Raw genomic sequence first — 25096 nt, 5'->3', positions numbered from 1 at the left:
GTTGGACTCACGATCGAATGGGATTGAATTCCTGCACCGTGCGGCCCATCAGGGCCGCCCCATGGGCGGTGGTGGTGTCGCCGCGCACCAGGACACAGTCGGGCGCCTCGCCTTCGAGCAGGGCGTCCACACGGGTGAGCACGCGCGCATACAGACCGTCGAGGGTCTGCTTGGGGACCATGACATCCAGATCATGGTCGGCCTGGATGCCGAGCAGATGCAGCACCTGGTCTAGCATCTGCCAATGCTGGCCGATGAGCGCGGCGATGCATTCCAGGCCGGATTGAGCTTTCCATGCCCGCAGCGGAGGCGTCCTCTTGATGGCTTCCGGCCGCGTGCCGAATATCGCAAGCACCTTCATCGGGAGACCTCCCGGAATAGGGTGATAGGGATTTAACGCCTAGCCTTGCAAGATGTAATCGTGAGCTCGAACGAGTTTAAGAGATGGCTTAAGGTCTCATATACGGGACAGATTTGAAAGGGGGTGGCCCCATTTCCATGTTTCTTCCCGCGGGAGGTGTTCAGGCCGGGCTGCGCGGCAGCAAGGGCCGGATCGCATCCCAGAGAGCCTGGGGCGAGTCTACCCGGGCTTCCGCTTGCCACAGGGCGATGTCTTCGTTTTCAGTGACATAGCCGTACGCGGCGGCGATGGCGGGCATGCCGGCCGCATGGGCCGCCTGGATGTCGCGCAAGTCATCGCCCACGTAAATGCAGCGGCTGGTTGCGTAACCGGCCTGTTCGGCGGCGTGCAGCAGCGGCAGCGGATGCGGTTTGGCATGGGCGGTGGTGTCGCCGCAAACCAAGACCGCGCTGTCGCGCACCAGCCCCAGGTGCTCGACGATGGGCAGCGTGAGATGGGTGACTTTGTTGGTGACGATGCCCCAGGCCAGGCCTTGCGAACGGATGTGCGCCAGCAGGTCGGCAATACCCGGGAACAGCCGGCTTTCGCGCGTGGAGCCCTCCGCGTAGTCGGCGATGAACTGCAGGCGGGTGGGCTCATAGGCTTCATCGCCGGGCGCCAGGCCCAGCGCCACGCGCAGCAGGCCGCGCGCGCCCTGGGAGGCCACCGGACGCAGCTGTTCGTAGGGCAGGGGCGGCATGCCGCGGCGGGTGCGCTGGCGATTGGCCGCGGCGGCCAGGTCGGGAGCGGTATCGGCCAGGGTGCCGTCGAAGTCGAACAGGATCAGCGCGCTCATTTGCGGGTTGCCATCAGGTAATTGACCGAGGTGTTGGCCGACAGGGAGTAGATCTGGGTAATGGGGTTGTATTCCATGCCGCGCATGCCCGAGGGGGTCAGGCCGGCCTGGCGCGCGGAGGCGGCCAGTTCGCTGGGCTTGATGAAGTGTTCGTAGCTATGGGTGCCGCGCGGCAGCAGCCGCAGCACATATTCGGCGCCCACGATGGCGAACAGAAAGGACTTGGGGTTGCGGTTCAGGGTGGAGAAGAACACCCAGCCGCCCGGCTTGACCAGGGTGGCGCAGGCGCGCACGATCGAGGCCGGATCGGGGACGTGCTCAAGCATTTCCATGCAGGTGACCACATCGTAGTGGCCCGGCTGCTCGGCGGCCAGGTCTTCGACGGGCACGGCGCGGTAGTCGACCTTCACGCCCGATTCCAGGCCGTGCAGGCGCGCGATCTTGAGCGATTTTTCCGCCAGGTCGATGCCCGTGACCTCGGCGCCGGCCTGGGCCATGGCTTCCGACAGGATGCCGCCGCCGCAGCCCACGTCCAGCACCCGGCGTCCGCCCAGGCTGCCCGCCGTCTCCTGTATCCATTCCAGCCGCAGCGGGTTGATGGCGTGCAGGGGCTTGAACTCGCTTTCCGGGTCCCACCAGCGCGCGGCCAGGGCGCTGAATTTATCCAATTCGGCCTGGTCGACATTGACGTTGGGGCGGGAAGACGTGGCGGCTGTGGTCATGGGCAAGGGTAGATGGCGAAAAAAAGGGCCTCGCATAGCGAGGCCCTCATTGTAGCGGCTAGCGCTGCAATGCTTACTTGCGACGGCTGCCGACGATTTCGACTTCCACGCGGCGGTTGCGGGCGCGGCCTTCGGCGGTCTTGTTGGTCGCGACGGGCTGCAGTTCGCCCTTGCCTTCCGTGTAGATACGGTTCGGGTCGATGCCCTTGCTGACCAGGTAGGCCTTGACCGAAGCGGCACGGCGCTCGGACAGCTTCTGGTTGTAGGCTTCGGTACCGATCGAGTCGGTGTGGCCGACGGCGATGATGGTTTCCAGATCGATGGTGCCAGCTTGCTGGGCAACTTGATCCAGCAGTTGGCGGCCTTCCGGCTTCAGCACGGACTTGTCGAAGTCGAAGAACGTGTCAGCGTTGAACACGACCTTGGCGGCCATCGGGGCGGGCTTTTCCTTCTGGGCAACCGGAACGCCGTCGCAGCCGGGGATGCCGGTCGCCGGGGTCCAGAACGCATCGCGCCAGCACAATTCGTTGGTGCCGTTCTTCCACACGTCGCCGAACGGATTGCGCCAGTTGTCCACCGTCTGAGCCGAGGCTACACCAGAGGCCGTGACAGCGGCGAAGGCAAGCGCCAGAGCGAATTTGGAGGGTTTGTTCATGTTTCTCCTCGTTGAGCTTGAAGCTGGATAAGTGACTCGCAGCGAACCCCCGCCGCATATCAGGAAAACGGGGCCAGTATAGCAACGCTCCGAACAGGTTCAAAGGGCCGCCACTGGGTCTCCTGCGTGCTGGAAACAATCTTAAGGCATTTGGGGACCTTTGGCTCCCTTTAAGCCAGTCCATTGACTCAGGATATGACCATTTGGGCACCCGATGCAGAATTCATGTTGGTTTTTGGCAACAGGGCTTGGGCGGCGGCCGGGGCCGGTAGCACACTTGTCGGCGAACGCGCCCCGCCGGGCCTGGGGGGAGGCGGCTGCAATCGAATGATAGAATTTCCCGTTTACCCGGCCCGGGTTCCTCCTTACACACGATTCTGTCGCTATATATATGGATTCCTTTGCCAAGGAGACGCTTCCGGTATCGCTGGAAGAAGAGATGCGCCGCAGCTACCTCGATTACGCGATGAGCGTGATCGTCGGTCGGGCGCTGCCGGATGTGCGGGACGGCTTGAAGCCCGTGCACCGGCGCGTGCTTTACGCGATGCACGAGTTGAACAACGACTGGAATCGCGCCTACAAAAAGTCGGCCCGTATCGTGGGCGACGTCATCGGTAAATACCACCCGCACGGCGACCAGTCCGTCTACGACACCATCGTCCGCATGGCGCAGGATTTCTCCATGCGCTACATGCTGGTCGACGGCCAGGGCAACTTCGGTTCCATCGACGGCGATAACGCCGCGGCCATGCGTTACACCGAAATCCGCCTGGCCAAGATCGCGCACGAGCTGCTGGCCGACATCGACCAGGAAACCGTCGATTTCGGGCCCAACTACGACGGCAGCGAGCAAGAGCCGCTGCTGCTGCCCTCGCGCCTGCCCAATCTGCTGGTCAACGGCAGCTCGGGCATCGCCGTGGGCATGGCGACCAACATCCCGCCGCACAACCTTGGCGAAGTGGTCGAGGGCTGCCTGTACTGCCTGCGCAACCCCGGATGCTCGGTCGATGAGCTGCTGGAAATCATTCCGGCCCCGGATTTCCCGACGGGCGGCATCATCTACGGCATGGCCGGCGTGCGCGAAGGCTATCGCACCGGCCGGGGCCGCGTCATCATGCGCGCCAAGACGCACTTCGAGGACATGGAAAAGGGCAATCGTCAGGCCATCGTGGTCGACGCCATCCCCTACCAGGTCAACAAGAAGACGCTGCAGGAGCGCATCGCCGAGCTGGTCAACGACAAGAAGATCGAGGGCATTTCCGATATCCGCGACGAGTCGGACAAGGACGGCATGCGCCTGGTCATCGAGCTCAAGCGCGGCGAAGTGCCCGAGGTGGTGCTCAACAATCTGTACAAGAACACCCAGCTGCAGGACACCTTCGGGATGAACCTGGTGGCGCTGGTCGATGGCCAGCCGCGCCTGCTCAATCTCAAGCAGCTGATCGATTACTTCCTGCAGCACCGCCGCGAAGTCGTCACCCGCCGCACGGTGTTCCAGCTGCGCAAGGCCCGCGAGCGCGGCCACGTGCTGGAAGGCCTGGCCGTGGCCCTGGCCAACATCGACGATTTCATCGCCATCATCAAGGCCGCGCCCACCCCGCCGGTGGCCCGCCAGGAATTGATGGCGCGCAGCTGGGATTCCTCGCTGGTGCGCGAGATGCTGGCCCGCGCCGATGGCGGCGACGTCGTCGGCGGCCGCCAGGCCTTCCGCCCGGAAGACCTGCCCGAGGGCTTCGGCCTGCAGGGCGATGGACAGTACCGTTTGTCGGAGACGCAGGCTCAGGAAATCCTGAACATGCGCCTGCAGCGCCTGACCGGCCTGGAGCAGGACAAGATCATCGGCGAGTACAAGGAGGTGATGGACACCATCGCCGACCTGCTCGACATCCTGGCCCGCCCCGAGCGCATCACCACCATCATCGGCGACGAGCTGCAGGCCATCAAGGCCGAGTTCTCGACCTCGGCCAAGGACACCCGCCGCTCGGAGATCGAGGTCAACGCCACCGAGCTGGACACCGAGGACCTGATCACGCCCATGGACATGGTGGTGACCATGTCGCACGGCGGCTATATCAAGAGCCAGCCGCTGTCCGAATACCGCTCGCAGAAACGCGGCGGGCGCGGCAAGCAGGCCACCCAGATGAAGGAAAACGACTGGGTCGACCAGCTCTTCATCGCCAATACGCACGACTATCTGCTGTGCTTCTCCAACCGCGGCCGCGTCTATTGGCTCAAGGTCTGGGAAGTGCCGCAAGGCACGCGCAACTCGCGCGGCAAGCCCATCGTCAACATGTTCCCGCTGGCCGACGGCGAGAAGATCACCGTGGTGCTGCCGGTCAAGGAATTCAGCGACGACCACTACGTGTTCATGGCGACCTCGCGCGGCACGGTCAAGAAGACGGCGCTGTCCGACTTCTCCAACCCGCGCAAGGCCGGCATCATCGCGGTCGACCTCGATGACGGCGACTACCTGATCGGCGCCGACCTGACCGACGGCAAGCACGATGTCATGCTGTTCTCGGATGCCGGCAAGGCCGTGCGCTTCGACGAAAACGACGTGCGCCCGATGGGCCGCGCGGCGCGCGGCGTGCGCGGCATGATGCTCGAGGACAGCCAGACCGTGATCGCGCTGCTGGTGGCCGGCGACGAAAGCCAGAGCGTGCTGACCGCCACTGAAAACGGCTACGGCAAGCGGACCTCCATCACCGAGTACACCCGCCACGGTCGCGGCACCAAGGGCATGATCGCCATCCAGACCAGCTCGCGCAACGGCAAGGTCGTCGGCGCGGTCCTGGTCAACCCGAGCGATGAAATCATGCTGATCACCACGGGCGGCGTGCTGGTGCGTACCCGCGTGAGCGAGATCCGTGAAATGGGCCGCGCCACGCAGGGCGTGACGCTGATCAGCGTCGATGACGGCAGCTCGCTGTCGGGCGTGCGCCGGGTGGTCGAGAGCGACGCCGACGATGACGAGTCGGAAGAGGGCGGCGACGAAGGCCCGATCGAATCGACTGAAGAACCTACGGAGTAAGCAAGAGATGGCGCGCCCCTGGAATTTCTCGGCCGGACCTTCGGTCCTGCCCGAGGTGGTGTTGCAGCAGGCCGCGGCCGAGATGCTGGATTGGCAAGGCAGCGGCATGTCGGTGATGGAAATGAGTCACCGCGGCCGCCAGTTCGTGCAGATCTGCGACGAGGCCGAAGCCGACCTGCGCGAACTCATGAACCTGCCGGCCGACTATGCCGTCATGTTCATGCAGGGCGGCGGGCTGGGCGAGAACGCCATCGTTCCCATGAACCTGATCGGCCGGCGCGGCGTGCCGGCGGCTGATTTCGTGGTGACCGGGCATTGGTCCACGCGCTCGCACAAAGAAGCCGGCCGCTATGGCGACGCCCGCATCGCCGCCTCCAGCGCGCAGGCCGCCGAGATCGGCGGCCGCGAGCAGCGCCCCTTTACCTGGGTGCCGCCGGCGGCGAGCTGGCAGGTCCGTCCCGAGGCGGCCTATCTGCATCTGTGCAGCAACGAAACCATAGGGGGCGTGGAATTCACCGACTGGCCCGATCTGGCCGCGCTGGGCGCGCCCGACGTGCCCCTGGTGGTGGATGCGTCTTCGCATTTCCTGTCGCGTCCGCTGGACGCCACCCGCACCGGCCTGCTGTTCGCCGGCGCGCAGAAGAACGCCGGCCCGGCCGGCGTGACCGTGGTCATCGCGCGCCGCGACCTGCTGGGCAAGGCGCTGTCCATCTGTCCGTCGGCCTTTGACTACGCCAACGTGGCCGCCGAGCATTCGCGCTACAACACCCCGCCGACCTTCGCGATCTACGTCGCCGGCCTGGTCTACAAATGGGTCAAGGCCCAGGGCGGCGTGCAGGCCCTGGAGGCGGCCAACAAGGCCAAGGCCGACCTGCTCTACGGCTATCTGGACGCCAGCGGCTTTTACCGCAATCCGGTCGAGCCCTCGGTGCGTTCGCGCATGAACGTGCCCTTCGTGCTGCGCGACGAATCGCTCAATGATGCCTTCCTGCAAGGCGCCGAGGCCGCCGGCCTGCTGGCGCTCAAGGGGCACAAGAGCGTGGGCGGCATGCGCGCCTCCATCTACAACGCCATGCCGCTGGCCGGCGTGCAGGCCCTGGTCGATTACCTCAAGGAATTCGAGCGCCGCTATGGATGATTCCTTGCAGGCCAAGCTGCGGCCGCTGCGCGACCGCATCGACGCCATCGACCGCCAGATCCTCGAGCTCCTGGGCCAGCGCGCCCGCACGGCCCAGGAAGTGGGCGAGGTCAAGCATGCGGCCCACGCCGACGGCCCGGTATTGCGCCCGGAGCGCGAAGCCGAAGTCATCCGCGGTTTGCAGCAGCGCAACGCCGGCCCGTTTCCCAATGAGGCCGTGGCCAGCGTCTGGACCGAAATCATGTCGGCCTGCCGGGGGCTGGAGCGCGGCATGACGGTCGCCTATCTGGGCCCGCAAGGTTCGTTTTCGGAGCAGGCCGCGCTGGAGCAGTTCGGCCATTCCGTGACCCAGATGCCCTGCGCCTCTTTTGACGAGGTGTTCCGCGCCGTCGAGAGCGGCCAGGCCGACGTGGGCATCGTGCCGGTCGAGAACTCCACCGAAGGCGCGGTCAACCGCAATCTGGACCTGCTGCTGAACACGCCCCTGAAGATCATGGGCGAGCGTTCGCTCGTGATCCGCCATTGCCTGATGACGCAATCCGGCACGATGGACGGCGTGACCACGATTTCCGCGCATCCCCAGGCCCTGGCCCAATGCCAGGGCTGGCTGAACCGCCACTACCCCGACCTGAAACGGGTGGCCGCGGCCAGCAACTCGGAGGCCGCGCGCGTGGCGGCGGGCGACGCCACGGTGGCCGCCATCGCCGGCGAAGTGGCGGCGCCGGCCTGGAACCTCTCCCTCGTGGCCACGGGCATCCAGGACGACGCGCAGAACCGCACGCGCTTCGTGGCCATCGGCCGCATCGAGCCGCTGCCCAGCGGCCAGGACAAGACCAGCCTCATCCTGGCCGTGCCCAATCGCGCCGGCGCGGTCTACGACATGCTGGCGCCTCTGGCCGTCAATGGCGTGTCGATGACCCGTTTCGAGTCGCGCCCGGCGCGCACCGGGCAGTGGGAGTACTACTTCTACATCGATTGCCTGGGGCACCAGAAAGACACCAATGTGGCCACGGCTTTCGCCGCGCTGGCGCAGCAGGCCGCCTTTTTCAAGATTCTCGGCTCCTATCCGGCGCAATAAGGCCCGGTCTCCGTCGTCATCATGACCCAAGCAAACAAGACCCTCGTCGCCCCCGCCCACGTGGGCGCCATCGCCCCATACCAGGCGGGCAAGCCCATCGAAGAGCTGGCCCGCGAGTTCGGGCTGGATCCGGCCGGCATCATCAAGCTGGCCTCCAACGAAAACCCGCTGGGCATGCCGGAATCGGCGCGCCAGGCCATGCTGGCCGCGGCCAATGCGCTGGCCCGCTATCCCGATCCCAATGGCTTTGACCTGAAGGCGGCCCTGGCCGCGCGCTATGGCGTGCCCGCCAACTGGATCACCCTGGGCAATGGTTCGAACGACATCCTCGAGATCGTCGCCCTGGCCCTGCTGGAGCCGGGCGTCTCGGCCGTCTATGCCCAGCATTCCTTCGCCGTCTACCGCCTGGCCACCCAGGCCCGGGGCGCCCGTCATATCGTGGTGCCCGCCAAGGATTACGGCCATGACCTGGACGCCATGCTGGCGGCCATCGACGGCGATACGCGCGTGGTCTTCATCGCCAATCCGAACAACCCGACGGGCACGTTCGTGCCGGGCGAGGCGATCGAGCGCTTCCTGGTCCGGCTTACCGAGGCGCACGGCGAGCGCGTGACCGTGGTGCTGGACGAGGCCTACAACGAGTATCTCGACCCCGAACACCGTTTCGACAGCGTCGCGCTGGTGCGCCGCTTTCCCAATCTCATCGTCTCGCGCACCTTCTCCAAGGCCTATGGCCTGGCCGGCCTGCGCGTGGGCTTCGCCGTGGCCCAGCCGGCGCTCACCGACCTGCTGAACCGCGTCCGCCAGCCCTTTAACGTCAACACGCTGGCCCAGGCGGCCGCCGTCGCGGCCCTGGCCGACACGGCCTACCTCGAGCGCGCCTACGAAGCCAACAAGGCCGGCAAGGCGCAGCTCGTGCAGGCCTTCGAGGCCTTGAAGCTGCGCTATGTGCCCAGCTACGGCAATTTCGTGCTGGTGCATGTGGGCGATGCGCCCCGCATCAATCTCGAACTGCTCAAGCGCGGCGTCATCGTGCGCCCGGTGGCCGGCGACGGCCTGCCCGAATGGCTGCGCGTCTCGATCGGGCTGCCCTCCGAGAACGAACGCTTCATCGCGGCGCTCACCGAGATTCTGGCGGCATGAGCAGGCGGCAAGCCCCGGATGCAAGCCCGGTCATGATTCCGGTGCTCGCGGTGGTCGGCGTGGGCTTGATAGGCGGTTCCTTTGCCGCGGCGCTGCGCCAGGCCGGGCAGGTCGGGCGCGTGCTGGGCGTGGGGCGCAATCCGGCGTCGCTGGCCCAGGCCCAGGCGCTGGGCCTTATCGACGAGGCCGTGAGCCCCGAGTCCGCCGCGGCGCAGGCTGATCTCATCCTGCTGGCCACGCCGGTTGGCGGCCTGGGCCCCATGCTGGCGCGCATGCGCGACCATCTGCGCCCGGACGCCCTGATCACCGATGCCGGCAGCACCAAGGCCGAGGTCGTCCAGGCCGCGCGCCAGGCGCTGGGCGAACGCATCGCCGCCTTCGTGCCGGGCCATCCCATCGCCGGCGCCGAGCGCACGGGGCCGCAGGCCGCCGACGCCGCGCTGTACGAGGGGCGCAAGGTCATCCTGACGCCGCTGGCGGAGAATCCGCCCCAGGCCGTGGCGCGCGTGCGCGCCGCCTGGCAGGCCTGCGGCGCGCAGGTGCTGGACATGACGCCCGAAGCGCATGACAGCGTGCTGGCCTCGGTCAGCCATATGCCTCATTTCCTGGCGGCCGCCTATATGGCCCAGGTCTGCGAGGCCGGGGACGCCCAGACGCGGCTGGCGCTGGCCGGTTCGGGCTTCCGCGATTTCACCCGCATCGCCGCCGGCTCGCCCGAAATGTGGCGCGACATCTTCCTGTCCAACCGCTCGGCCATGCTGGCCGAGCTGGCGGCGCTGCGCGCCGTGCTGGACCGAACCGAAGCCGCCCTGGCGGCCGGTGACGGCGCGAGCCTGCAGCAATGGCTGCAGGAGGCCGCGCTGGCCCGGCGCGCCTGGCGCAAGGAGTCTTCCTGATGAATGCCCAGGCCTATCTGGACCTGCCCCGGGCACGCCACGCCCGCGGCGTGGTGGCCTTGCCCGGCTCCAAGAGTATTTCCAACCGCGTGCTGCTGATCGCCGCGCTGGCCGAGGGCCGCACCGAGATCTCCGGCCTGCTCGATTCCGACGATACGCGCGTCATGCTGGCGGCCTTGCGCCAGCTGGGCGTCCCGGTGACGGATCTGGGCGAGGGCAGGGTGGCCGTGGACGGCGCCGGCCGCTTTCCGGTCGGGCAGGCCGATCTGTTCCTCGGCAATGCGGGCACCGCCTTCCGGCCGCTGACCGCGGCGCTGGCCCTGATGGGCGGCGACTACCAGCTCTCGGGCGTGCCGCGCATGCACGAGCGGCCCATCGGCGACCTGGTCGACGCCCTGCGGGGCTGGGGCGCGCGGATCGATTACCTCGGCCAGGAAGGCTATCCGCCGCTGCGGCTGGGGCGAGGCCGCGTCCAGGCCGACACGGTGCGGGTCCAGGGGGCGGTGTCCAGCCAGTTCCTGACGGCGCTGCTGATGGCCGCGCCTATCGAGGCGGGCGCCAGCGGCCGGCCGGTCACCATTGAGGTGATCGGCGAGCTCATTTCCAAGCCCTATATCGAGATCACGCTCAATCTGATGGCGCGCTACGGCGTGACGGTGCGGCGCGACGGCTGGCGGGCGTTCACCATCGAGGGCGGCGCGCGCTACCGCAGCCCGGGCCGCATCGCGGTCGAGGGCGATGCCTCGACGGCGTCGTATTTCCTGGCCCTGGGCGTGCTGGGCGGCGGGCCGGTCCGGGTCACGGGCGTGGGCGAGAACAGCATCCAGGGCGACGTCGCCTTCGCCGACACCCTGGCCGACATGGGGGCCACGATCACCCGGGGCGCCGATTGGATCGAAGCCCGCGGCCCGGCGGTGGCCGAGGGCGGGCGGATCAAGGCGTTCGACGCCGATTTCAACCTGATTCCCGACGCGGCCATGACTGCCGCGGCCATGGCGCTGTTTGCCGACGGGCCTTGCCGCCTGCGCAATATCGGCAGCTGGCGCGTCAAGGAAACCGATCGTATCCACGCGATGCAGACCGAACTGGCTAAACTCGGAGCCACGGTCGAAAGCGGCCCCGATTGGCTGGCGGTCACGCCGCCGGCGGCAGGCCAGTGGCGTGACGCCCATATCGGCACCTGGGACGACCACCGCATGGCCATGTGTTTTTCGCTGGCGGCGTTCGGGCCGGCCGCGGTGCGCATCCTGGATCCGGGCTGCGTGAGCAAGACCTTCCCCAATTATTTCGACGTCTACGCCAGCCTGGTCGGCGCCTGACGTCCAAGGGATCATCCCATGTGTTCCGATTCTGCCGGCCCGGTGCCGGTCATCACCATCGACGGCCCGACCGCCTCGGGCAAGGGCACCATCGCCCACCGGGTGGGCAAGGCCCTGGGGTTCTCCGTCCTCGACAGCGGCGCGCTGTATCGCCTCACCGCCCTGGCGGCGCTGGACGGCGGCGTGCGGCCCGAGGACGAGGCCGCCGTGGCCGGCGTGGCCCAGGCGCTTGATGTTCGCTTCGACGGCCCCCATATGTATCTCAAGGGCGTGGACGTGGGCCACGAAATCCGCCAGGAGCATGTCGGCAATTATGCTTCGCGCGTGGCGGCCTACCCGGCCGTGCGCCAGGCCCTGCTTGAGCGGCAGCGGGCCTTCCGTCAGCCGCCGGGGCTGGTGGCGGACGGTCGCGATATGGGCACGGTGGTCTTCCCAGATGCGTCCCTTAAAATTTTCCTGATCGCCGATGTCCAAGCCCGGGCGCAGAGACGCTATAAGCAGTTGATCGATAAGGGAATTTCTGCTAATCTAGCCGACCTATTGCGTGATATGCGCGAGCGCGATGCGCGCGATACGCAGCGGGCCGTGGCGCCTTTGGCGCCGGCGCCCGACGCGCAGGTGCTGGACTCGTCCAAACTGACGATAGAGCAGACGGTGCAGGCCGTGCTTGAGCGCTGGCGCGACAGGCAAGGCCCGGCCTCATGAGATGAATGCAGTTCGCGGTGTCTTTCGGGACGCCGTTTTTTGGCCCTGACGGCCATGTGTACGTTCCCACGGGGCACCCCGCAAGAGCGGCGCAACCGGCAGGTTTTTTGACTCCACTGCGGCGGGCAAGCCGTTGCGGTGTGTATCAACGGCCGATTTTGGCCTAATGGATTATTAACCTAATGTCTTCCGTTTCCACTCCCGCCATCGGCGGCGAAAGCTTTGCCGACCTGTTTGCCGAGAGCCTCAAGAGCCAGGACATGAAGTCCGGCGAGGTCATCAGCGCTGAAGTCGTTCGTGTCGATCACAACTTCGTGGTCGTGAACGCCGGCCTGAAGTCCGAGGCGCTGATCCCCCTGGAAGAGTTCCTGAACGACCAGGGCGAGCTCGAAGTACAACCCGGCGATTTCGTCTCCGTGGCGATCGATTCGCTGGAAAACGGCTACGGCGACACCATCCTGTCGCGTGACCGCGCCAAGCGCCTGTCGGCCTGGCTGCAACTCGAAAAGGCCCTGGAAAATGGCGAGCTGGTCACCGGCACCATCACGGGCAAGGTCAAGGGCGGCCTGACCGTCATGACCAACGGCATCCGCGCCTTCCTGCCGGGTTCGCTGGTCGACCTGCGTCCGGTCAAGGACACCACCCCCTACGAGGGCAAGACCCTCGAATTCAAGGTCATCAAGCTCGACCGCAAGCGCAACAACGTCGTGCTGTCGCGCCGCCAGGTGCTGGAAGCCAGCATGGGCGAAGAGCGCCAGAAGCTGCTCGAGACGCTGCACGAAGGTGCCGTGGTCAAGGGCGTGGTCAAGAACATCACCGATTACGGCGCGTTCGTGGACCTGGGCGGCATCGACGGCCTGCTGCACATCACCGACATGGCCTGGCGCCGTGTGCGTCACCCCTCCGAAGTCCTGCAAGTGGGTCAGGAAGTCGAAGCCAAGGTCCTCAAGTTCGACCAGGAAAAGAGCCGCGTGTCGCTGGGCGTCAAGCAGCTGGGCGAAGACCCGTGGGTGGGCCTGGCTCGCCGCTACCCGCAAGGCACCCGTCTGTTCGGCAAGGTCACCAACCTGACCGACTACGGCGCCTTCGTGGAAGTCGAAGCCGGCATCGAAGGCCTGGTGCACGTCTCCGAAATGGACTGGACCAACAAGAACGTCGATCCGCGCAAGGTCGTGACCCTGGGCGAAGAAGTCGAAGTCATGGTCCTGGAAATCGACGAAGACCGCCGCCGTATCTCGCTGGGCATGAAGCAGTGCCGCCAGAATCCCTGGGAAGAGTTCGCCACGAACTTCAAGCGCGGCGACAAGGTGCGCGGCGCCATCAAGTCGATCACCGACTTCGGCGTGTTCGTTGGCCTGCCCGGCGGTATCGATGGCCTGGTTCACCTGTCCGACCTGTCGTGGACGGAAACCGGCGAAGAAGCCGTGCGCAACTTCAAGAAGGGCGACGAGATCGAAGCCGTGGTCCTGGGCATCGACACCGAGAAGGAACGCATCTCGCTGGGCATCAAGCAGCTCGAAGGCGATCCGTTCAACAACTTCGTCGCCACGCATGACAAGGGCGCCGTCGTCCCCGGCACGATCAAGTCGGTCGAGCCCAAGGGCGCCGTCGTGACCCTGTCGGTCGACGTCGAAGGCTATCTGCGCGCTTCCGAGATCTCCTCGGGCCGTGTCGAAGACGCCACCACCGTGCTGAACGCCGGCGACAACATCGAAGCCATGATCATCAACATCGACCGCAAGGCGCGTTCGATCCAGCTGTCGATCAAGGCTCGCGATAACGCCGAGACCGCTGAAACCATCCAGCGCATGTCCGAAGCCAGCGCCTCGTCGGGTACGACCAACCTGGGCGCGCTGCTCAAGGCCAAGCTGGACCAACAGCGCAACGACGGTTGACGTGACCAAGTCGGAGCTGATCGCCGCTCTGGCGGCCCGCTATCCCCAGCTGGCCGCCCGCGACACCGATTACGCGGTCAAGACCATGCTTGACGCCATGACCCAGGCCCTGTCCTCGGGTCAGCGCATCGAAATCCGTGGTTTTGGCAGCTTTTCCTTGTCGCAGCGGTCTCCGCGCGTGGGGCGCAACCCCAAGTCCGGCGAACAAGTGCTGGTGCCTGGCAAACAGGTGCCGCACTTCAAGGCGGGCAAGGAGTTGCGAGAGCGCGTGGATCTGGCTGGCAACGAACCGGGTGGCGATTCCTCCCATGAATCGTCCGACCCCCTGCAGTCCGTGATGGACATGCATGCCATGCACTGACGTCACCGCGCGGTCGTCGCGACGCAAAGCCCCTTGAGGTTTCAAGGGGCTTTGTTTTTTTGCCTGCCCGCGCCCTCGTGCGCGATCACGACAAAAGCCTGCCGTCCCGTACTGCTTCGGTCCGGCTTGCGCTTACAATTAAATGTCTTATCCCTCTGGAGCATGCGCCATGCGCTACCTTGTCTGGGCCCTGCGATTGCTCGTCTTTATCGCCGTGTTGATGTTCGCGCTGAAGAATACCGACCCGGTGGCCGTCAAGTTCTATGCTGATTACGTGGTGCAGGATGTGCCGCTGATCGTGGTCATGCTGGCGACCTTTGTGCTGGGCGCGGTGTTCGGCCTGCTGCTGACCGTGCCGGCGTCGATGCGCCGCCGCCGCGAGGCGCAGCGCCTGCGCCGCGAGGTCGAACGCCTGCAAGCCGCCGCCAACGGCACCCAACCGCCTGTCGCGCCCGAAGCGGTCGCGCCGATGTCGCCGCTGTAACGCGGCTTTTTTGATTGCACTGCAAGAGTCTGGACCGTGGACTTTGAACCTTGGTGGCTGATTTTTGTCCCCGTGCTGTTTGCACTGGGCTGGTTGGCGGCGCGTTTTGATTTCCGGCAAATGCTGCGCGAGACGCGCACCCTGCCGGACTCCTATTTCCGTGGCTTGAATTTTCTGCTGAACGAGCAGCCCGACCGGGCGATCGACGCTTTTGTCGAGGTCGCCAAACTGGATCCGGAAACCACGGAGCTGCACTTCGCCCTGGGCAGCCTGTTTCGGCGCCGCGGCGAAATGGAGCGCGCCATCCGCGTGCACCAGAGCCTGCTGAACCGCTCCGATCTGCCGCAGGCCGAGCGCGAACATGCCCAGCACGAGTTGGCCCAGGACTTCCTGAAGGCCGGCATGCTCGATCGCGCCGAAGCCGCTTTCGAACAACTCAAGGACACCGACACGCGCTATGCGCTGCCCGCGCTGCGCTCGCTGATCCGCATTTACGAATCCGAGCACGATTGGCCGCGCGCCATCGAGGCGGTCAAGACCCTGCACGGGCTGGTCGACGAACCCGCGCCGCAATTGGTCCATTACTACTGCGAACAGGCCCAGAGCGCGCTGTCGGCCAAGCCGCCCGATATCGAGGCCGCGCTGGCGGCCCTGGATGCGGCCGATCATGCCGTCGAGGGCGCCGGTCGCGGCGAAGGCATGAGCCACGGTTCCAAGGTGCGGACGTCCTTGCTGCGCGCCCGCCTGGCCGCGCTCGAAAATGACAGCAAGCGCGAGCGCATGTACCTGGAAGGCATCCTGGCCGATGCCCCCGAATACGCGGGCCTGGTGGCCGAGCAGCTGCTGGCCAACTATCGCCAGGCCGGCGAGGTCGTGCAGGGCCTGGAGCGCCTGCGCGCGCAGTATGAGCGCCACGCCTCGCTGGACCTGTTCAATGTGGTGTTCCGCGAATTGCGCGCCCAGCAAGGCAGCGAGCCGGCCTGGGCCTTCGCGCGCGCGGCGCTGCGCCATCATCCCTCGCTGCTGGGCCTGGACCGCCTGCTGGAGGCCGAACTGGCCGCGCAGCCGGCCGGGGAGGCGCAGAACAGCCCCGTGCCGGGCGCCGACATGACGCTGTTGCGCAGCCTGATACACAAGCATACGCAGCGCCTGGACCGCTACGCCTGCCGCAGTTGCGGATTCCAGGCGCGCCGGTTCTACTGGCAGTGCCCGGGCTGTAATGCCTGGGAAACCTATACCCCGCGTCGTCTGGAAGAACTTGAATGATGTCTTTTCCCGCCCAAGCCGTCGCGCGCGCCCGCGTGCTCGTGGTTGGCGATGTCATGCTGGACCGTTATTGGTTCGGTGAGGTCGAGCGTATTTCGCCCGAGGCCCCGGTGCCCGTGGTCCGTGTGGCCCGCCGCGAGGACCGCCTGGGCGGCGCGGCCAACGTCGCGCGCAATATCGCCGCGCTGGGCGCTCAGGCGACGCTGATCGGCGTGGTGGGCGCCGACGAGGCGGGCGAGCGCATCGCCGCGCTGGCCGCCGAAGCCGGGGTGCGCACCGATCTGGTGGCCGACCCCGAGCGCCACACCACGCTGAAGATGCGCGTGCTGGGCCGCCAGCAGCAGCTGCTGCGCGTGGACTTCGAGGAAGAACCCGGCCCGGCCATGCTGGACAGCGTGGATATGGCCCTGGCGCGTGAACTGGCGGCCTGCGATGTGCTGGTGCTGTCCGATTACGCCAAGGGGGCGCTGGCCCGCGTGCAGGACCTGATCGCCCAGGCGCGCGCGCGCAACATTCCGGTGCTGGTCGACCCCAAGGGGGACGACTACACCCGCTATCGGGGCGCGACCCTGGTCACGCCCAACCGTTCCGAGATGCAGCAGGCCGTGGGCCGGTGGTCCAATGAATCGCAGCTCACCGACCGGGCCCAGGCCTTGCGCCAGGACTTGGACCTGGAGGCCTTGCTCGTGACCCGTTCGGAACAGGGCATGACGCTGTTCACCCAGGCGGGCCGCGAACATGTCGATGCCCAGGCCCACGAGGTGTTTGATGTGTCGGGCGCCGGCGATACCGTGCTGGCGACCCTGGCCGTCATGCGCGCCGCCGGCCTGTCCTGGATGGATGCCATGCGCTGGGCCAACCGCGCCGGCGGCATCGTCGTCGGCAAGCTGGGCACTTCCGTGGTGACTGGCGCTGAACTCGCAGGAGAAGCAATATGATCATTGTCACTGGCGCGGCCGGTTTCATCGGCAGCAACCTGGTGCGCGGGCTCAATCGCCGCGGCATCTACGACATCATCGCCGTCGACGACCTGACCCAGGGCGATAAATTCCTCAATCTCGTCGACTGCAAGATCGCCGACTACATGCATCACGAGGATGTGCGCGAATTGCTGCGCGCCGGCAAGCTGCCGCGCCTGCGGGCCGTGCTGCATCAAGGCGCCTGTTCGGACACCACCGAGCGCAATGGCCGCTACATGATGGACAACAACTACCGCGTCACGCTGGAGTGGTTCGAGTATTGCCAGGCGCAGCGCGTGCCTTTTTTGTACGCCTCCTCGGCCGCCGTCTACGGCGCCTCGACGGTCTATGTCGAAGACCCGGCCAACGAGGGTCCGCTCAATGTCTACGGCTATTCCAAGCTCTTGTTCGACCAGGTCCTGCGCACGCGCCTGGACAAGCTCACGGCCCAGGTCGTCGGGCTGCGGTATTTCAACGTCTATGGCCCGCACGAGCAGCACAAGGGCCGCATGGCCTCGGTGGCCTTTCACAACATGAACCAGTTCCTGGCCGAAGGGCATGTGCGCCTGTTCGCGGGCTGGGACGGCTATCCCGATGGCGGCCAGAGCCGGGATTTCATTTCGGTCCAGGACGTGGTGGACGTCAATCTGCATTTTCTGGATCACCCGCAGATCTCGGGCATCTTCAATTGCGGCACCGGACGCGCGCAGCCCTTCAATGATGTGGCCGCCGCCGTGGTGAACAGCCTGCGCGCCGAGCGGGGCGAGGCCGCGCTGCCGCTGGACAAGCTCGTGAGCGAAGGCCTGATCCGCTACATTCCCTTCCCCGATGACCTGAAGGGACGCTACCAGAGCTTCACCCAGGCCAATGTGGACAATCTGCGCGCAGCCGGCTTTACCGCGCCCATGCGCGATGTGCAGACCGGCGTGAGCGAATACGTGAGCTATTGGCGCGCGCGCAAATAAAGCCCGCGGGCTTGTACGCTGTGTCATCACGCTGCACTGACGGGCCCTTCGCGGGTCCGTCGGCGCATTCTGGAGGCCCTGGCGGCGCTGGCCGTCTTTTCTTCCGGAGTGTCATATGCGTTTTTTCCCCGTTTGCTTGCCGGGCCGGCTGCTGGCCGCGGCCCTGCTGCTCAGCCCCGCGGCGCCGGCCGCGGCCCTGGACCTCAATAGCGCCACGGCGGCGCAGCTGCGCGAACTGAAAGGGCTGGGGCCCCGCAGCGCCGAGCTCATCGTGCATGAGCGCGAAAGAGGCGGCCCCTATCGTTCGCTGGAGGACCTGAGCGATCGCGTGCGCGGCATTGGCGCGCGCAAGGCGGCCCGCCTGGCCGAGGCCGGCCTGACGGTGGGCAAACCGGCGGCGGGCGAGCCCGCCGCCGCCAGGCCAGCCCCGGCGCCCGCCAAGCGGCCCGCGGCCGTCCGCCGTCCCTGAGTCCCTGCCCCGAGCGCGGGTTTGGGCCGCCGCGGGCAGGCAGGGCGGTTATTATCCCGGCATGAACGCCATTACCTACCCCACCGTCGAGCAAACCGTCGGCAATACGCCGCTGGTGCGCCTGCAACGTATTCCTGGCGAGCTCGGCCAGGCCCGCGGCAATGTCATTCTGGCCAAGCTGGAGGGCAATAACCCGGCCGGCTCCGTGAAGGACCGCCCCGCGCTTTCCATGATTCTGCGCGCCGAGCAGCGCGGCGAGATTGCGCCCGGCGACACGCTGATCGAGGCCACCAGCGGCAATACCGGCATCGCCCTGGCGATGACGGCCGCCATGCGCGGTTACCGCATGATCCTCATCATGCCGGACAACCTCTCGGTGGAGCGGCGCGCGGCCATGACGGCCTATGGGGCCGAACTCATCCTGACGCCGGCCGACAAGGGCGGCATGGAATACGCCCGCGACCTGGCCATGGCCATGCAGGCCGAGGGCAAGGGCAAGGTGCTGGACCAGTTCGCCAATCCGGACAATCCGCGCGCCCACGTCGAGGGCACGGGCCCGGAAATCTGGACCCAGACCCAGGGCCAGGTGACGCATTTTGTCAGCGCCATGGGCACGACCGGCACCATCATGGGCGTGTCCACCTATCTCAAGTCGCGCAATCCGGCCGTCCAGGTGGTGGGGGCGCAGCCGGCCGAGGGCTCGCAGATCCCCGGCATCCGCAAATGGCCCGAGGCCTATCTGCCCAAGATTTTCGACCGCTCCCTGGTCGACGCCTATGAGTCCATCGGCCAGGCCGAGGCCGAGACCATGGCTCGCCGCCTGGCCGCCGAAGAAGGCATCTTCGGCGGTATTTCGTCGGCCGGCGCGCTGGTGGCCGCCCTGCGGGTGGCGGCCAGGGTCGAAAACGCCACCATCGTCTTCATTGTCTGCGACCGGGGCGATCGCTACCTGTCCACGGGCGTGTTCAACTGAGCGCGCCGCCCCTGCAAGCCCGCCGGCCGGCGGGCTTTTTCTTTTTGGAGGGTCAGGGACGTCCCACGCGGGCCTGCAGTTCGGCGGCCAGGTCGGCCACCGCGGTCGCGTAGAAATAGCTGCGGTTGTATTGGGTGATGACGAAGAAGTTGGCGGTGCCGGTGCGGTACTGGACCGTGCCGCGCGCTTCTTCGGCCAGGTCCACGATGCCCAGCGGGCTGGACTGCCAGCTGCCCGCGCCGCCCTCGGCAGGCAGCCGGGCGCCGGCCTGTTGCAGGCGGGCCCAATCCAGGCGCGGCGTCAGGCCGCCATCGACCAGGGCCGAGGGATCGGCTGGCAGGGTGACTGGCGCGAATACCGGCAGGCCGCGCTGCCAGCCGTGTTTTTGCAGAAAGTTGCCGACCGACATCACGGCATCGGGCACGCTGTTGGCCAGATCGATATGCCCGTCGTCATCGCCGTCCACGGCGTAATGGGCGATGCTGGTGGGCATGAACTGCGGCATGCCGACGGCGCCCGCGAAGGAGCCCAGGGCGCCGGGTTCGAGCTTGCCTTGCAGCGTCAGCGTGATGAAGTCGGCCAGCTGCGTGCGGAACATCTCCACCCGTTCGGGCTTGACCGGTTCGGGGTAATCGAAAGCCAGGGTGGCCAGCGCATCGATCACGCGGAAATTGCCCATGTTGCGGCCATACAGGGTTTCGACCCCGATGATGGACACGATGATGGAAGCGGGGACGCCGTATTGCTGGGCGGCGCGCTCGATGACGGCGCGGTGCTCGTTCCAGAAGCTCACTCCCCAGGCGATGCGCTTGGGTTCCACGAAACGCGAGCGATAGGTGAGCCAGCTGCGCCAGACCTTGCGGCCGGGCACGGAGGGGGCGATCAGGCGCGCCACGGTGCTGCTGTAGCGGGAGTCTGTCAGCATGCCGAGCACGGATTCCAGGGGCAGGGCCCGCTCGCTGGCCAGGGCTTCGGCGAAGCTGCGCACTTCGGGCCGCATCTTGCCGCCAGGCGTCAGCGTGGCGGAGGGTTCGGCCGCGGGCGTGTCGGAACCGATGCGGATGACCTGGGGTTTACCCTCGGTCGTGGCGGGCGGGGCGGCGGAAGCTTCGGGTTTGGGGGCGGGGGAGGCACAGCCTCCCAGCAGGGACGCGGCAAGGCCGATTTGCAGGAAACGCCGGGTGATGAACATAATCTTCCCTATGGAGACCATGTATCTTACCCACCCGTCGTGCAAGCTGCATGAAATGGGCAGTTGGCATCCCGAAAGCCCGCAGAGGCTGGACGCCATTTCCGATCAGCTGCTGGCCAACGGCCTCATGCCCTTCCTGGGCGAAAGACAGGCGCCGGCCGCCACGCGCGAAGACATCCTGCGCGTGCACAGCGCCTATCATCTGGACCGTCTGCGCGGCCTGTCGCCCGAGCACGGCTATGCGGAGATCGATCCCGACACCCTGATGAATCCCCACACTCTGGAGGCGGCCTATCATGCGGCCGGCGCGGGCATCGCGGCGGTCGACGCGGTGATGGCGGGCGAAGCCACCACGGCCTTCTGCGCGGTGCGCCCGCCCGGCCATCATGCCGAGCACAGCCGCGCCATGGGTTTCTGCTTTTTCAACAATGTGGCTATTGCGGCGCAATATGCCCTGCACAAGCATGGCCTGACGCGCATCGCCATCGTCGATTTCGACGTGCATCACGGCAATGGCACCGAAGAGGCCTTCGCGGGCGACGAAAGAGTGCTGATGTGCAGTTTTTTCCAGCATCCCTTTTTTCCCAACAGCGGTTTCGACCACCCCGCGGACAATATGCTGAACGTCCCGGTGGCGGCCTATTCGACCGGCGCGGCGGTGCGTGACATCGTGCGCCAGCAATGGCTGCCGCGCCTGCAGGCGCACGCGCCGCAGCTATTGCTGATCTCGGCCGGTTTCGATGCGCACAGAGAGGATGACATGGCCCAGATGGGCCTGGTGGAGGCGGATTACGCCTGGATCACCGACCAGCTCGTGGAGGTGGCCGACCGCCATGCGCAGGGGCGCATCGTCAGCACGCTGGAGGGCGGTTACAACCTGTCGGCATTGGGCCGCAGCGTGGTCGCTCACATCAGATCGCTGTCGAAGTTGTAGAATCAAGAAAAAATTGTGCAATGCAACTCCCGGCACTCCGCCGGGAAATTATTGTTTGGAGGCTGCTGGATGAAGGTATTGGTACCCGTCAAGCGCGTCGTTGACTACAACGTCAAGGTGCGCGTGAAATCTGATCAAACCGGGGTGGACATCGCCAACGTGAAGATGTCGATGAACCCTTTTGACGAAATCGCCGTCGAGGAGGCAACGCGCCTGAAGGAGAAGGGCAGCGTGGCCGAGGTCATCGCCGTGTCCTGCGGGGTGGCGCAATGCCAGGAGACGCTGCGCACGGCCATGGCCATCGGCGCGGACCGTGGCGTGCTGGTGCAGACCGATGCGGAGCTGCAGCCGCTGGCGGTGGCCAAGATGCTCAAGGCGCTGGTGGACAAGGAGCAGCCGCAGCTGGTGATCCTGGGCAAGCAGGCGATCGACGATGACGCCAACCAGACGGGCCAGATGCTGGCCGCGCTGCTGGGCTGGCCGCAGGCCACGTTTGCCAGCAAGGTGGAGCTGGGCGAGGGTCAGGTGACGGTCACGCGCGAGGTCGACGGCGGCCTGGAGACGCTGAAGCTGAAGCTGCCGGCGATCGTGACGACGGACCTGCGCCTGAACGAGCCGCGCTATGTGACGCTGCCCAACATCATGAAGGCCAAGAAAAAGCCGCTGGAAACCGTCACGCCGCAAGACCTGGGCGTGGACCCGGCGCCGCGCCTGAAGACCCTGAAGGTCACCGAACCCCCCGCGCGCAAGGCTGGCATCAAGGTGGCCGACGTGGCCGCGCTGGTGGACAAACTGAAGAATGAAGCGAAGGTGATCTAACAATGACGACGCTTGTTATTGCCGAACACGACAACGCCCAGCTCAAGGGCGCGACCCTGAACACGATCGCCGCGGCCGCCAAGCTGGGCGGCGAGGTGCATGTGCTGGTGGCGGGCAGCAATGCCCGCGCCGTGGCCGAGCAGGCCGCCGCCGCGGCCGGCGTGGCCAAGGTGCTGCTGGCCGATGCGCCGCAGCTGGCCGAAGGGCTGGCCGAGAACCTGGCCGCGCAGGTGCTGGCGGTGGCCTCGGCCTACAGCCACATTCTGTTCCCGGCCACGGCCTCGGGCAAGAACGTGGCCCCGCGCGTGGCCGCCAAGCTGGACGTGGCGCAGATCTCGGACATTATCGGCGTGGAGTCGGCCGATACCTTCCAGCGTCCCATCTACGCGGGCAATGCCATTGCCACGGTGCAGTCGGGCGATGCGGTCAAGGTGATCACGGTGCGCACCACGGGCTTTGACGCCGTGGCGGCCACGGGCGGTTCGGCGGCCATCGAGGCGGTGGACGCGGTGGCCGATTCGGGTCTGTCGAGCTTCGTGGGCCGCGAAGTGGCCAAGAGCGACCGCCCGGAACTGGCGGGCGCGCGCGTGGTGGTCTCGGGCGGCCGGGGCCTGGGCAGCGCCGAGAACTTCAAGATCCTGGATCCGCTGGCCGACAAGCTGGGCGCGGCGCTGGGCGCCTCGCGCGCGGCGGTGGACGCGGGCTATGCCCCCAACGATTGGCAGGTCGGTCAGACCGGCAAGATTGTTGCGCCGCAGCTCTATGTGGCCGTGGGCATCTCCGGCGCCATCCAGCATCTGGCGGGCATGAAGGACTCCAAGGTCATCGTGGCCATCAACAAGGATCCCGAGGCGCCCATCTTCGGCGTGGCCGATTACGGCCTGGTCGGCGACCTGTTCCAGGTGGTGCCCGAGCTGGCCGGCGCGCTCTGATGCGCTGACCCAGGGTCTCGGAAAAAGCCGCGGCGTCACTGCCGCGGCTTTTTTTTGCCCGGCCCGGGCCGGGGGGGCGGCCGTGACGGGCTTTGGTTTTTCCTGCCAATTCTGATAATGTCTTTGGCGCACGGTAGGCCCGATACACCGCGACGGAGATTCCTGATGGGAAGTGCAGGCTCGGCAAGAAAATGGGCGGTTGAACCAACGAGGGGGCAGGTATGACTTGCTCTGTCGGATTTTTTCAGTCGGTGCCTATCGCCATCGTCTTTATCGCGGTGGGCCTGGGCCATTTCATAGGCAAGTTCCGCCTCGGGCCCGTCGCCTTGGGCGGCGTGTGCGGCACCCTGATCGTGGCCATGCTGTTGGGTCAGACGGGTTGCAAGGTCGAAGGCCCGCTGCGCGAAATCGCCTTCGTGCTCTTCATCTTCGCCATGGGTTATTCCGGCGGCCCGGGCTTTTTCGCCAATCTCAACCGCTCCAGCCTGCGCTTCATGCTGCTGCCTCTCATCGAGGTGGTGCTGGTGCTGACCATCGCCCTGGTGGCCGCCAGCTTTTTCGGCTTTGACGCGGGGACCACGGCCGGCCTGGCCGCGGGCTCGGCCACCGAGTCGGCCGTGGTGGGCACGGCTTCCGAAGCCTTGCGCCACCTGGGCCTGTCGGCCGAAGAGGTGAGGGTCCAGGAGGCCAATATCGCCACGGCCTATACGCTGACCTATCTGGTGGGCACGCTCAGCATCGTGCTGTTCACCAGCCAGGTGGCGCCCTTGCTGCTGGGCATCAATCTGCGCCAGGCCTCCAAGGACCTGGAGGCCAAGCTGGGCGGCATCCCCGAGGAGGGCGACAGCAGCCTGCCCGCGCTGCCGCGCCTGGTGGGCCGCGCCCATATCGTGCGCGAGGCCCAGGGCATGAGCGTGCTGGAGGTCGAGCAGAAGCTCGCGGGCCGCACCGTGGTGACCAGCCTGCTGCGCGACGGCGAGTCGCTCGCGCCCACGCCGGACGAGGTCCTGCAGGCCGGCGACATCCTCGTGATCGTGGGCCTGCGCTTTTATGCCTTGCGCGGCGACGATGTGATCGGCCCGGAAATCCAGGTGCCGCCCGCGCATGCCGACGCGCTCAATCTGCAGGAAATGCAGGTCGTCATCAATCGCAAGGGCGTCAATGGCCGCACCCTGGCCGAACTGGCCCAGACGCCGAATGCGCGCGCGGCGCGGGGCGTGTTCCTGCAAGGCATCGAGCGCAGCGGGCACACCATCCCCATGACGCCCGCGACCGTGCTGCAGTATGGCGATGTGGTCAAGCTGGTCGGAACCGATCCCAATCTGAGCAAGGCGGCCGGCCATCTGGGCAGCGAATTGCGCCGCGACGGCACGACCGATCTGGTGTTCATGTGCGCCGGCATCCTGGTGGGCCTGTTGATCGGCAGCCTCATCGTCACCGTGGCGCGCTTGCCGCTGTCGCTGGGCAGCGGCGGCGGGGCGCTGGTGAGCGGCCTGGTCTGCGGCTGGATTTCCGCCAAGCGCCCGTCGCTGGGCCATATACCGGCCCCGGCCTTGAATCTGCTCAAGGAGCTGGGGCTGGCGATATTTATTGCCTGCGTCGGCTTGTCGGCGGGCCCGGAGGCGATTACCCTTTTGAAAGAGCACGGACTCGTCATACCCGTGATCGGCCTGGCGGTATCGCTGGGGCCGGCCTGCGCATCGCTCTGGGTCGGGCATAAGTTTCTCAAGATCGAGGGGCCGCTGCTGCTGGGCGCGATCGCGGGTCAGCACGTGAGCACGCCCACGGTCAGCGCCGTGATCGCCCAGGCAGGAAGTTCAGTGCCCATCCTGGGCTATACCGTCACCTATGCCATCGCCAACGTGCTGTTGCCCGTGCTGGGCCCGCTCATCGTGGCGCTGGCCTATCGCCTGGGCTGAGACGCCCCAAGCGGGAAAACCGGGCGGCGCAAGCCGCCCGCTTGT

At 66.5% G+C, this 25096-nt stretch carries 24 protein-coding genes; 19 read left to right on the top strand and 5 right to left on the bottom strand.

Going from position 1 to position 25096, the window contains the following annotated elements:
- Nucleotides 1–7: 7 nt before the first annotated feature.
- The 4 genes from L540_RS02730 to ompA form a co-directional block, all read right to left on the bottom strand.
- Nucleotides 8–361, bottom strand: coding sequence for a UDP-N-acetylglucosamine 2-epimerase (locus L540_RS02730; protein WP_043212849.1), 354 nt, complete (start codon nucleotides 359–361; stop codon nucleotides 8–10).
- A 160-nt stretch (nucleotides 362–521) separates the two neighbouring features.
- The gene (gene gph / locus L540_RS02725) at nucleotides 522–1196 is read right to left on the bottom strand and encodes a phosphoglycolate phosphatase (RefSeq protein WP_043212853.1); all 675 of its coding nucleotides are present in this window, start codon (nucleotides 1194–1196) and stop codon (nucleotides 522–524) included.
- Nucleotides 1193–1918 carry a bifunctional 2-polyprenyl-6-hydroxyphenol methylase/3-demethylubiquinol 3-O-methyltransferase UbiG gene (ubiG, locus tag L540_RS02720; RefSeq protein ID WP_043212854.1) on the bottom strand — a complete coding sequence of 242 codons (726 nt, stop codon included), beginning with the start codon at nucleotides 1916–1918 and terminating at the stop codon, nucleotides 1193–1195. Before ubiG ends, gph begins: the two co-directional genes overlap by 4 nt.
- A 73-nt stretch (nucleotides 1919–1991) precedes the next feature.
- Nucleotides 1992–2573 (bottom strand): outer membrane protein OmpA, encoded by a 582-nt coding sequence (gene ompA / locus L540_RS02715; protein ID WP_043212858.1) that lies wholly within the window; start codon nucleotides 2571–2573, stop codon nucleotides 1992–1994.
- 391 nt (nucleotides 2574–2964) lie between these two features.
- Here ompA and gyrA point away from each other — a divergent pair, with 391 nt between their 5' ends.
- From gyrA to cysM, 15 genes are all read left to right on the top strand, one after another.
- On the top strand, nucleotides 2965–5604 hold the full coding sequence (gene gyrA / locus L540_RS02710) for a DNA gyrase subunit A (protein WP_043212859.1): 2640 nt from the start codon (nucleotides 2965–2967) through the stop codon (nucleotides 5602–5604).
- Between the two features lie 7 nt (nucleotides 5605–5611).
- A complete protein-coding gene (gene serC / locus L540_RS02705; protein WP_043212860.1) occupies nucleotides 5612–6742 on the top strand; it encodes a 3-phosphoserine/phosphohydroxythreonine transaminase in 1131 nt (376 codons plus the stop codon).
- Nucleotides 6735–7820, top strand: coding sequence for a prephenate dehydratase (gene pheA / locus L540_RS02700; RefSeq protein ID WP_043212861.1), 1086 nt, complete (start codon nucleotides 6735–6737; stop codon nucleotides 7818–7820). The genes serC and pheA overlap by 8 nt, the downstream gene beginning before the upstream one ends.
- Nucleotides 7821–7841: 21 nt before the next feature.
- Nucleotides 7842–8963 carry a histidinol-phosphate transaminase gene (hisC, locus tag L540_RS02695; protein ID WP_043212864.1) on the top strand — a complete coding sequence of 374 codons (1122 nt, stop codon included), beginning with the start codon at nucleotides 7842–7844 and terminating at the stop codon, nucleotides 8961–8963.
- Nucleotides 8960–9859: a prephenate dehydrogenase gene (locus L540_RS02690; RefSeq protein ID WP_043212866.1), complete on the top strand. Its 900-nt coding sequence runs from the start codon at nucleotides 8960–8962 to the stop codon at nucleotides 9857–9859. Before hisC ends, L540_RS02690 begins: the two co-directional genes overlap by 4 nt.
- Nucleotides 9859–11178 carry a 3-phosphoshikimate 1-carboxyvinyltransferase gene (aroA, locus tag L540_RS02685; protein WP_043212868.1) on the top strand — a complete coding sequence of 440 codons (1320 nt, stop codon included), beginning with the start codon at nucleotides 9859–9861 and terminating at the stop codon, nucleotides 11176–11178. The genes L540_RS02690 and aroA overlap by 1 nt, the downstream gene beginning before the upstream one ends.
- An 18-nt stretch (nucleotides 11179–11196) precedes the next feature.
- The gene (cmk, locus tag L540_RS02680) at nucleotides 11197–11883 is read left to right on the top strand and encodes a (d)CMP kinase (RefSeq protein ID WP_043212870.1); all 687 of its coding nucleotides are present in this window, start codon (nucleotides 11197–11199) and stop codon (nucleotides 11881–11883) included.
- Nucleotides 11884–12065: 182 nt separating this feature from the next.
- Nucleotides 12066–13778 (top strand): 30S ribosomal protein S1, encoded by a 1713-nt coding sequence (gene rpsA, locus L540_RS02675; RefSeq protein WP_043212872.1) that lies wholly within the window; start codon nucleotides 12066–12068, stop codon nucleotides 13776–13778.
- A gap of 1 nt (nucleotide 13779) precedes the next feature.
- Nucleotides 13780–14139, top strand: a complete 360-nt coding sequence (locus tag L540_RS02670) for an integration host factor subunit beta (protein WP_043212875.1) — start codon at nucleotides 13780–13782, stop codon at nucleotides 14137–14139.
- A 169-nt stretch (nucleotides 14140–14308) separates the two neighbouring features.
- Nucleotides 14309–14623, top strand: coding sequence for a LapA family protein (locus L540_RS02665; RefSeq protein ID WP_043212876.1), 315 nt, complete (start codon nucleotides 14309–14311; stop codon nucleotides 14621–14623).
- Nucleotides 14624–14659: 36 nt separating this feature from the next.
- Nucleotides 14660–15889, top strand: a complete 1230-nt coding sequence (gene lapB, locus L540_RS02660) for a lipopolysaccharide assembly protein LapB (RefSeq protein WP_043212878.1) — start codon at nucleotides 14660–14662, stop codon at nucleotides 15887–15889.
- Entirely contained in the window at nucleotides 15886–16827 is a 942-nt protein-coding gene (rfaE1, locus tag L540_RS02655; RefSeq protein WP_053073155.1) for a D-glycero-beta-D-manno-heptose-7-phosphate kinase, read from the top strand. The genes lapB and rfaE1 overlap by 4 nt, the downstream gene beginning before the upstream one ends.
- A complete protein-coding gene (gene rfaD, locus L540_RS02650; protein WP_043212880.1) occupies nucleotides 16824–17813 on the top strand; it encodes an ADP-glyceromanno-heptose 6-epimerase in 990 nt (329 codons plus the stop codon). Before rfaE1 ends, rfaD begins: the two co-directional genes overlap by 4 nt.
- Before the next feature lie 115 nt (nucleotides 17814–17928).
- Nucleotides 17929–18282, top strand: coding sequence for a ComEA family DNA-binding protein (locus L540_RS02645; RefSeq protein ID WP_043212882.1), 354 nt, complete (start codon nucleotides 17929–17931; stop codon nucleotides 18280–18282).
- 61 nt (nucleotides 18283–18343) lie between these two features.
- Nucleotides 18344–19255, top strand: coding sequence for a cysteine synthase CysM (gene cysM / locus L540_RS02640; protein WP_043212883.1), 912 nt, complete (start codon nucleotides 18344–18346; stop codon nucleotides 19253–19255).
- A 52-nt stretch (nucleotides 19256–19307) separates the two neighbouring features.
- Here the strand turns inward: cysM and mltB are convergent, their stop codons facing one another.
- Complete coding sequence (gene mltB, locus L540_RS02635) at nucleotides 19308–20447, bottom strand: lytic murein transglycosylase B (protein ID WP_043212885.1); 1140 nt, start codon at nucleotides 20445–20447, stop codon at nucleotides 19308–19310.
- A gap of 19 nt (nucleotides 20448–20466) precedes the next feature.
- On the opposite strand from mltB, the gene L540_RS02630 reads away from it, so the two are divergent.
- The 4 genes from L540_RS02630 to aspT all read left to right on the top strand — a co-directional run bounded on the left by L540_RS02630 (nucleotide 20467) and on the right by aspT (nucleotide 25051).
- Nucleotides 20467–21381, top strand: coding sequence for a histone deacetylase family protein (locus tag L540_RS02630; RefSeq protein WP_043213085.1), 915 nt, complete (start codon nucleotides 20467–20469; stop codon nucleotides 21379–21381).
- Between the two features lie 69 nt (nucleotides 21382–21450).
- Entirely contained in the window at nucleotides 21451–22200 is a 750-nt protein-coding gene (locus L540_RS02625; RefSeq protein WP_043212886.1) for an electron transfer flavoprotein subunit beta/FixA family protein, read from the top strand.
- Nucleotides 22201–22202: 2 nt separating this feature from the next.
- On the top strand, nucleotides 22203–23132 hold the full coding sequence (locus L540_RS02620; protein ID WP_043212888.1) for an electron transfer flavoprotein subunit alpha/FixB family protein: 930 nt from the start codon (nucleotides 22203–22205) through the stop codon (nucleotides 23130–23132).
- Between the two features lie 221 nt (nucleotides 23133–23353).
- The gene (gene aspT, locus L540_RS02615) at nucleotides 23354–25051 is read left to right on the top strand and encodes an aspartate-alanine antiporter (RefSeq protein WP_043212890.1); all 1698 of its coding nucleotides are present in this window, start codon (nucleotides 23354–23356) and stop codon (nucleotides 25049–25051) included.
- Nucleotides 25052–25096: the final 45 nt, after the last annotated feature.

The sequence above is a fragment of the Bordetella pseudohinzii genome (assembly GCF_000657795.2).
In the GTDB taxonomy this organism is placed as follows: Bacteria; Pseudomonadota; Gammaproteobacteria; order Burkholderiales; family Burkholderiaceae_B; genus Bordetella; species Bordetella pseudohinzii.
This window is presented reverse-complemented; position numbering and strand designations above follow the sequence as displayed.

Excerpts from the sequence above, each read along its gene's own strand:
- aroA (WP_043212868.1), top strand. The coding sequence starts at position 9,859 with ATGAATGCCCAGGCCTATCTGGACCTGCCCCGGGCACGCCACGCCCGC.
- pheA (WP_043212861.1), top strand. The coding sequence starts at position 6,735 with ATGGATGATTCCTTGCAGGCCAAGCTGCGGCCGCTGCGCGACCGCATC.
- L540_RS02645 (WP_043212882.1), top strand. The coding sequence starts at position 17,929 with ATGCGTTTTTTCCCCGTTTGCTTGCCGGGCCGGCTGCTGGCCGCGGCC.
- aspT (WP_043212890.1), top strand. The coding sequence starts at position 23,354 with ATGACTTGCTCTGTCGGATTTTTTCAGTCGGTGCCTATCGCCATCGTC.
- rpsA (WP_043212872.1), top strand. The coding sequence starts at position 12,066 with ATGTCTTCCGTTTCCACTCCCGCCATCGGCGGCGAAAGCTTTGCCGAC.
- L540_RS02730 (WP_043212849.1), bottom strand. The coding sequence starts at position 361 with ATGAAGGTGCTTGCGATATTCGGCACGCGGCCGGAAGCCATCAAGAGG.
- L540_RS02620 (WP_043212888.1), top strand. The coding sequence starts at position 22,203 with ATGACGACGCTTGTTATTGCCGAACACGACAACGCCCAGCTCAAGGGC.
- gph (WP_043212853.1), bottom strand. The coding sequence starts at position 1,196 with ATGAGCGCGCTGATCCTGTTCGACTTCGACGGCACCCTGGCCGATACC.
- hisC (WP_043212864.1), top strand. The coding sequence starts at position 7,842 with ATGACCCAAGCAAACAAGACCCTCGTCGCCCCCGCCCACGTGGGCGCC.
- ubiG (WP_043212854.1), bottom strand. The coding sequence starts at position 1,918 with ATGACCACAGCCGCCACGTCTTCCCGCCCCAACGTCAATGTCGACCAG.
- cysM (WP_043212883.1), top strand. The coding sequence starts at position 18,344 with ATGAACGCCATTACCTACCCCACCGTCGAGCAAACCGTCGGCAATACG.
- L540_RS02625 (WP_043212886.1), top strand. The coding sequence starts at position 21,451 with ATGAAGGTATTGGTACCCGTCAAGCGCGTCGTTGACTACAACGTCAAG.
- mltB (WP_043212885.1), bottom strand. The coding sequence starts at position 20,447 with ATGTTCATCACCCGGCGTTTCCTGCAAATCGGCCTTGCCGCGTCCCTG.
- L540_RS02630 (WP_043213085.1), top strand. The coding sequence starts at position 20,467 with ATGTATCTTACCCACCCGTCGTGCAAGCTGCATGAAATGGGCAGTTGG.
- ompA (WP_043212858.1), bottom strand. The coding sequence starts at position 2,573 with ATGAACAAACCCTCCAAATTCGCTCTGGCGCTTGCCTTCGCCGCTGTC.
- gyrA (WP_043212859.1), top strand. The coding sequence starts at position 2,965 with ATGGATTCCTTTGCCAAGGAGACGCTTCCGGTATCGCTGGAAGAAGAG.
- L540_RS02665 (WP_043212876.1), top strand. The coding sequence starts at position 14,309 with ATGCGCTACCTTGTCTGGGCCCTGCGATTGCTCGTCTTTATCGCCGTG.
- cmk (WP_043212870.1), top strand. The coding sequence starts at position 11,197 with ATGTGTTCCGATTCTGCCGGCCCGGTGCCGGTCATCACCATCGACGGC.
- rfaD (WP_043212880.1), top strand. The coding sequence starts at position 16,824 with ATGATCATTGTCACTGGCGCGGCCGGTTTCATCGGCAGCAACCTGGTG.
- L540_RS02690 (WP_043212866.1), top strand. The coding sequence starts at position 8,960 with ATGAGCAGGCGGCAAGCCCCGGATGCAAGCCCGGTCATGATTCCGGTG.
- serC (WP_043212860.1), top strand. The coding sequence starts at position 5,612 with ATGGCGCGCCCCTGGAATTTCTCGGCCGGACCTTCGGTCCTGCCCGAG.
- rfaE1 (WP_053073155.1), top strand. The coding sequence starts at position 15,886 with ATGATGTCTTTTCCCGCCCAAGCCGTCGCGCGCGCCCGCGTGCTCGTG.